Consider the following 6,529-nt stretch of genomic DNA (forward strand, 5'->3'; position numbering starts at 1 on the left):
AAACAAACATGGCAAACATTCAGGAGTTCAAGAACTCACCAACCAACCCAACCTCGCTGCTGTTCGACAACTACCTGTCGTCGGTGCCCGGCCTGATGCCGGTAGTCAACCCTGACTTTCTGTTTGTGATCGGCGCGACAGGCGACGTAACGCTGGCAAACGGCGTACTGTCGGTGCGCGACGGTGCTGACGCCACGCCCGGCACGCGCTATGGCCGCTTTTCTTGGGACCGGATTCGGCAGGGAACATTCAAGGCCAGCAACAGCACCGTAGCAACGGCGAAGGTAGTCGACATCGACATCACCGACATCGACTTTCTCAACACCAACCCGACTGGACTAACGGGCGTGTACCTCGACTACCACGATGGTCGGCTGCTCGAACCCTACAAGGCGATGTACGTCATTAACTCGGCACCATCGGCCGGTGAGACTTCTGCCCAGCGGGCCGCAAAGATTGTTCGGATGGTCAACGCCGACCCCAACAGCCGGGTAACGGCCCAGGCTATCGCGTCCGGCACGGGAGCTGGTGCGCCACTGAGCCGCATTCGTTTCACCAGTAAGTACAAGGGTGAAGACATCAAGATCACGGGTGGTCAGGGTACGGGCACGGTGACGGTAGTTACGGCATCAGCACCGGAGTTCGGCACCAGCCAGTACCTGTCGGACAACAGAATCCCTGTATCGGACAAAGCGTTCTACGCGGGCCGTACCTACAAGGTGGTGTACTTCACCTATGACAGCCATATTGCTGCCGCCAACTTCGGTGATTTCAAAGGTGGTAGCGTAGGCAACAACGCGCAGGTGATTCAGCACACGCTGGTCGCCCTGTACTTCGAGGTCGGGGCGGCGGACGCCAAGCTGGCGACGTTTGATACGGCCCAGCAAGGCAAGCAGGTGCCCACCTCGGACTACCTGGCGAAAGGTGCCGCGCTCAACTTCGTCTAGGTCACGGACTAATCTTACCCTGCCGTTCGTCCGGCCCCACGCTGGGCTGGCGGACGGCAGTATTTTTTGTATCTTAGTCCCATGACTTACGACGATACGTATTACCTGCACTGTTCAGCCAAGGGACTCGGTGACGCGGTCAGTGCGCTCTACGTGGCAGCCCCCCTGTCTACCTACCTGCGGGAGCGGGACAGTAAGCTGGTACTGTGTACCGATCAGTCCGACTGGTTCTACCAGCACGTCAACGAACCAAATCTGTATTACGAGCCGTACCGGGAAGACGGCGTCGACATGAACGTCGACTACGACAAACAGCTCCGCGAGAGCCGCAGCCGAAAGCAGTGGTATCTGGACGCGGTTGTCAGGGAAGCGAGCTGGGTACGATCACCAGTTGCGATCAGGGCACCGCAGCTACATCCCTTCACCGGTAAGCTACCGGATGCCTATATGGAGCAGGGCTACGTCGTGCTGGCCCCTTACAGTGCATGGCATCACCGGGCGTGGCCGATCGTGCAGTGGATCAAGCTGGCCCGTGAGCTGGCGCTGGCGGGCTGGCGGGTGATGGTCATCGACCGGGAAGAGGACCGGCTGCGTGAACACTTCTCGACCGTGCCCTGCGAGTTCTTCTACGGCCAGTCGCCGGAGTGGGTAGCGAACGCAGTACGAGGAGCGGCGCTGGTGATCGGCAACGATTCGGGGATCGCGCACTTGGGCGGGCTATTCGCTGTGCCGACCATCGCTGTGATGGCCCAGCTATCCCCCGCACTGGTCTTTTCTCACACTGCCGTTCAGGCCGTCACACCCGACACCGGCTGCTCGCCCTGCGCATGGCTGGGTTCACGGGGATGGATCAATAGTTGCGACAGTCTTGGCTGCGCGGCCCTGCACTCGGTCAGCTTCAAACAGGTGTACAACAAGGCCATGACTGTTCTTCGTAATCAACGCTAATCAATTTTATGTACCATGAGTAATGTCGATCCGTTCGCGCCAGTTGAAAGAGGCAAGTGGATAAGCGTAAGTAGAGGCGTACCCGAAGAGGGCGAACCGTTCCTTTATCTGACAAGAAACAAGAAGATTATGGTTTGCCAGAATAGACCGATAGATGAGTGGTTCATAATGAAGTACGCAGTTACTCATTGGATGTATTTTCCTGAATTGCCTGACGTAGACTAATCAATAGTATTATTCCTGAATACCCCTATGGATACCCTGCTGCTACAAGGCTCCGCCAGTCCGATCATCACCACCTCGCAGGCACTACAAAATTCGGCGACCGCTCAGTTGCCGACGATGATCGTGCCCGACGAAGAGGAAGGATCGCCCGAATACGAACGAAAGCTCGACGAGTTATTCGACAAGCTACACAAAGCGTTCTACAGCCGGGGGCAGGGCCACGTTATCTACGACCGCAACCCGATGGGTAACTACAATATCTTCGAGGGGCGGCTCGATCAGCAGGCACATAACGATATACTCTCTCCTTACGGGGCGGGTGGCCTACAACGCTTGGAAGACTTCTCATTCTTCTCTGCCAACCACGGCATCCTGGAAGGGATGTTGCAGCAGGCGGGGCTAAAGTTCTCGATGGTGAGTAAGGGTCCAGCATGGGAAGATCAGCGTCGGGAGAAGACCGCGCAGGCAGGGGCAGAAGACACACTGCGGGCGGTGGCTAGTGGCATCAGCCAGCAGGCGGGGATGGATATGTCGCCCGCTCTGACTGATGAGAGTATATACGTACCGCAGAATCCATCGGAGTGGAACGAGAAGATACCCGCCCAGATGCAGCTCGAAGCCGAGGTATACACCCGGCTCGACGAAGCGATCACCCACGGGAAGGTGGAGAGCGAACTGCTGCGCTGCTTCCGCGATAAGTTTATCGTCAATACCGAGATCATGCACGTCTATCCCAAGAACGGACAGCCTCACGCCGAACGGCTGGGACTGGACGAGGTGAGCTTCTGGGGGCCGAAGGACGCGCAGTCGGCGGAGGATATGCAGGGCTGGGCGATCCGGCGCAACCTGACACTGACGCAGCTCGTAGCGAAGTACGGGGCGATGCTCGAAGAGATCGGCGATCTGGACTCGATTATGAAAACCATCGGCTCGGTGTCGAACCAGTCGGCGGACATGGTCATGCAGCAGTACCGTGACGGCACGATGAACGAGTTTCTCAACGGGAACGCGTCACCGATTATTCGTAACGGAAACGGCTATGATACCGGCCTCAGTACGATGGCAATCGAGCAGCGCATCTATGTACGGCTGCTCAAAAAAATTAACGTCATGCTGCTGGTCGACGTGGAGCTTGACGGATCGGCCTGCCCCGTGCGTGAGCTGACCAAGGAAGAGTACGCTTCGTACAAGAAGGGCCGCTACCCATACGCCGAACGTATTCAGTACATGCGACTGAGTAGCGATCAGTTCCAGAAAGCCAAAGCTGCCGGAGCCACTAGCCTGCGGGTGATTCTGGTGAATGAACTATGGGACAGCGTGCGGCTGGGCGATAAGAAAGTACTGTACCGTCGCCCGCTGCCGTGGCAGGAGCGCGAGCCGGGCCGACTCTCGACCCCGCAGTTCCCGATCAAAGCCCGCTTCGGAATGGATTCAAGTATGGTCACCAAGGGTCGTCCGATCCACGAGCTGTACACTAACTTTATGATCCTGGCCCGCAAGAAGCTGGCCCAGCTCGGTACCAAGTCGATCGCCTACGACATGACCCAGATGCCGAAGGGATACAACATCCAGCGGGTGCTGTGGGAGATGAACGAACTGGGTATCCTGTTCTTCAACGGCCAGCGTACCAACGGCCAGCCCACCAAAGACTCCTACCGGCACATGACCCCGGTTGATATGGGTGGCGTGGATGACGTGGTGAAACTGATTACGACGGCGTCGATGCTGCACGACATCTACGACCGGCTTTGCGGCATCAATCCGGCGCTGAAAGGTATGTTCCAGAACCGGGAAACGGCGGGGCAGACCCAGCTTGGACTGGGTCAGGGTACACTCGCCACGGCGCGTACCTTCTACGAGCATAGTCAGTTGGTGGAAGATGTACTCAACGGAATGGTGAGCCTGGGAAAATACCTCTGGCCGCGCCAGCCCATCCCACGGGCGAAGGGGGCGACACTGGAAACGGTGGGCATGATCCCGCTCTCGTACTACGGCGTCTACCTGGAGAATACCATCAAGAACGAGAAGGACAGGGAGATGATAATGGCGGCTGCCCAGCAGGCACTGTCATCGGGCAAGATCAACTGGGGTGAATACATCCAGACCTTTTATGCTGATGGGCCTGTCGACGCGCTGAATATTCTGAGCAACGGGCTGACCGCGTTTGAGAAAGTGCAAGCAGAGCAGCAGCAGCAGCAGGCGCAGATCGGTCAGGCGATGGCCGAAGCGCAGCAGGCGAAGGTGCAGATACCGCTGGAGGTAGCGAAGCTGCAAGGGGAGTTTGCTTTGCAGATCGAAAAGCTAAAGGAGGAATACAAATCTGGACGGACCCAGCAAGAGCTGACGTTCAAGGAAGACGCAAACGACATCAACAACCAGGTATCCGTCCAGCGTGATCTTATTCGCAATGCGGGTCAGCAGGAACTGTATCAACAGAGCCAGCCTGTATAGTATCTTCGCAAAGTTCCTTGTTGTAGTTTTCGTTGTATGGATCAGCTATCTCATACAAGGCTAGCCTGCACATTAGCGCATTCAACTGTGGGTCATTAAGTTGTGATGCTCTTTGTGCAACCTCTTCCAGTACACTTGCGAATATCCTGAGTGGAACTCTTAGTATCGCAGTCTGCGGATTTGGTACAATTTCTTTTAAAAGCTGTGGCGTGTTTACGCGCCATTTTGCTTTATGTATCGGCATGACATTATTTTGGTCTAAGGTTTTCTGGATGGTAAGGGTCTGTTAAATGCTCCGGCCACTTACCGTCTATGGTCTCAAAATAGAACACCACTTCCTTTGGTTGTTCGGTGACCAACCCGTACCGCTTGGCTATCTTGTACTGTGTCGAGTAATTATTAAGCGAGTCGATGAAACCAGCAACAAGACGGCGGAATGATTCCAGAGAGTCCGAGTGCTTGCTGATATTACACGAAGCACAGGCTGGCATCTGATTGGCTATGTTGAGTCGTTCAGGATGAAGACACCCATCCTGCACCCATTTGTTACTGACGCTATCCCATCTATGGTTTCGGCGTATAGGTAATAGTTCGTCCACATGCCAACCCTTGGTTAGTTCACATCCGCAGTAGGCACACTTACCGCCGTACTTATCGAACACCTGCTTGCGTTGTTTCTTTGTCATTGTAGTAAACGATTTTGATCCTGATCCCCTTGAACCTCGCCAACTCAATACACCCTGCTGTACCGGTACTGACACCATCCCAGAAAAAGATAGCCGCGTCAGCTACCTCTACCATCTGCGCATTCCGCAGGTGACCCGCAGACCGGCCATGTCGCCTCCAATCAGCCGGGAAGTCATGCACCGGCAGCCGGTTCTCCTGTGCCCACTGATAGCCAAGCAGATCGGCCCCTTTCGCACCACCACAGAGAATTGAAACGTTGTGGGTTCGCATCTTCTGCGATAGCATGGCTAGGCAGGTATCGTTCAGCAACTTGTAGTCGTTGAAGGTGCGCGTCCCGGCAATGATAACCTTAAACTCTTCTTCCATAGGCTAGTCTCAGTCTGGATATAGATCGTAGTCTCTACAGATTCGGTGCGCTTCCGGCAGGTGTAGCGTAGAGAAAAAGAGTTCGCCATCCTGTTTGTAGCTGCACCGATCATAGGTGTCACCCTTACGTATCTTACCTTTGTTGAGCCGAATGAGTACAACAATTACGCGCTTGTCGGCGAACGATATATGTCGTATTCCATCTTCTTTGATTGACTCCTTTATCCAATAACAAGAGTCGCAGTCATATTCCTTTCGGGCTTTCTGCGTGGTCTTTCCTAGAAAATCTGCCATTGTCTTATTCGTTTGCGATCATGTACGTGACAAGGCAGTAGTTCCTGACCACGTACTTCACTCCCTCTATTGTAAACTCTCCGTTACCGCCAGCCTGATGAACCAGTTGGGTCAGTAGCTGCGGTACGATCTGCTGCCGTATGGTGTCGAGGTCGATCTCCAGACCCCGCTCCATGTAGCGAACCAGTGCATGATCCGATACTTTGATCGGTTGCGGCTGGTCCAGTTCGGCCAGTATCTCTTTGAGCTTGGTCTCGTTCTTCTCGACGAGTCGCCGGGCGGTTTTGATCCGGCCGTTGGCGACATTAATCTTTCGCTGGTAACTCTTCGCCCGTTCTTCGAGCGCCTGTTGTTTGGTCATAGTAGATAACGCTGCTGCACCCGACTAATCCACCGCAGCGGCGGACCATCACGATGTTCAGATGCAGCAGCGCGTTTAAGTGGACGGTTTGTGGTGGACCCCGCTGCTGTATGCACATTCAGCTAATCTGATTTGGTGAATATAATTGATTAGAATCATTGTCTTTTTCGGGGAGGGAGAGGGAAACCCCCGGCTTTAGCCGGAGACTTTAGTTGCGATTCCTTTGTTGATATAGCCTTGCCAAATCTCA

The 6,529-nt window shown here is 54.9% G+C and carries 7 protein-coding genes; 4 read left to right on the plus strand and 3 right to left on the minus strand.

Annotated features, from left to right (window positions below):
* Window positions 1-8: 8 nt before the first annotated feature.
* The 4 genes from CLV58_RS22555 to CLV58_RS22570 all read left to right on the plus strand — a co-directional run bounded on the left by CLV58_RS22555 (window position 9) and on the right by CLV58_RS22570 (window position 4,571).
* Entirely contained in the window at window positions 9-947 is a 939-nt protein-coding gene (locus CLV58_RS22555) for a hypothetical protein (RefSeq protein WP_106140103.1), read from the plus strand.
* A gap of 81 nt (window positions 948-1,028) precedes the next feature.
* Window positions 1,029-1,895, plus strand: a complete 867-nt coding sequence (locus CLV58_RS22560) for a glycosyltransferase family 9 protein (RefSeq protein WP_106140104.1) — start codon at window positions 1,029-1,031, stop codon at window positions 1,893-1,895.
* Between the two features lie 15 nt (window positions 1,896-1,910).
* On the plus strand, window positions 1,911-2,120 hold the full coding sequence (locus tag CLV58_RS29240; RefSeq protein WP_106140105.1) for a DUF551 domain-containing protein: 210 nt from the start codon (window positions 1,911-1,913) through the stop codon (window positions 2,118-2,120).
* A gap of 27 nt (window positions 2,121-2,147) precedes the next feature.
* Window positions 2,148-4,571 carry a hypothetical protein gene (locus CLV58_RS22570; protein WP_106140106.1) on the plus strand — a complete coding sequence of 808 codons (2,424 nt, stop codon included), beginning with the start codon at window positions 2,148-2,150 and terminating at the stop codon, window positions 4,569-4,571.
* 248 nt (window positions 4,572-4,819) lie between these two features.
* Here the strand turns inward: CLV58_RS22570 and CLV58_RS28490 are convergent, their stop codons facing one another.
* The 3 genes from CLV58_RS28490 to CLV58_RS22590 form a co-directional block, all read right to left on the minus strand.
* Window positions 4,820-5,257 (minus strand): HNH endonuclease, encoded by a 438-nt coding sequence (locus CLV58_RS28490; protein WP_170108765.1) that lies wholly within the window; start codon window positions 5,255-5,257, stop codon window positions 4,820-4,822.
* Window positions 5,223-5,624 (minus strand): DUF2493 domain-containing protein, encoded by a 402-nt coding sequence (locus CLV58_RS22580; RefSeq protein ID WP_106140108.1) that lies wholly within the window; start codon window positions 5,622-5,624, stop codon window positions 5,223-5,225. The genes CLV58_RS28490 and CLV58_RS22580 overlap by 35 nt, the downstream gene beginning before the upstream one ends.
* Before the next feature lie 298 nt (window positions 5,625-5,922).
* Window positions 5,923-6,279, minus strand: a complete 357-nt coding sequence (locus tag CLV58_RS22590) for a hypothetical protein (RefSeq protein ID WP_106140110.1) — start codon at window positions 6,277-6,279, stop codon at window positions 5,923-5,925.
* Between the last annotated feature and the right edge of the window lie 250 nt (window positions 6,280-6,529).

Origin of the sequence: Spirosoma oryzae (genome assembly GCF_003002825.1) — a bacterium.
GTDB classification, from domain to species: Bacteria; Bacteroidota; Bacteroidia; order Cytophagales; family Spirosomataceae; genus Spirosoma; species Spirosoma oryzae.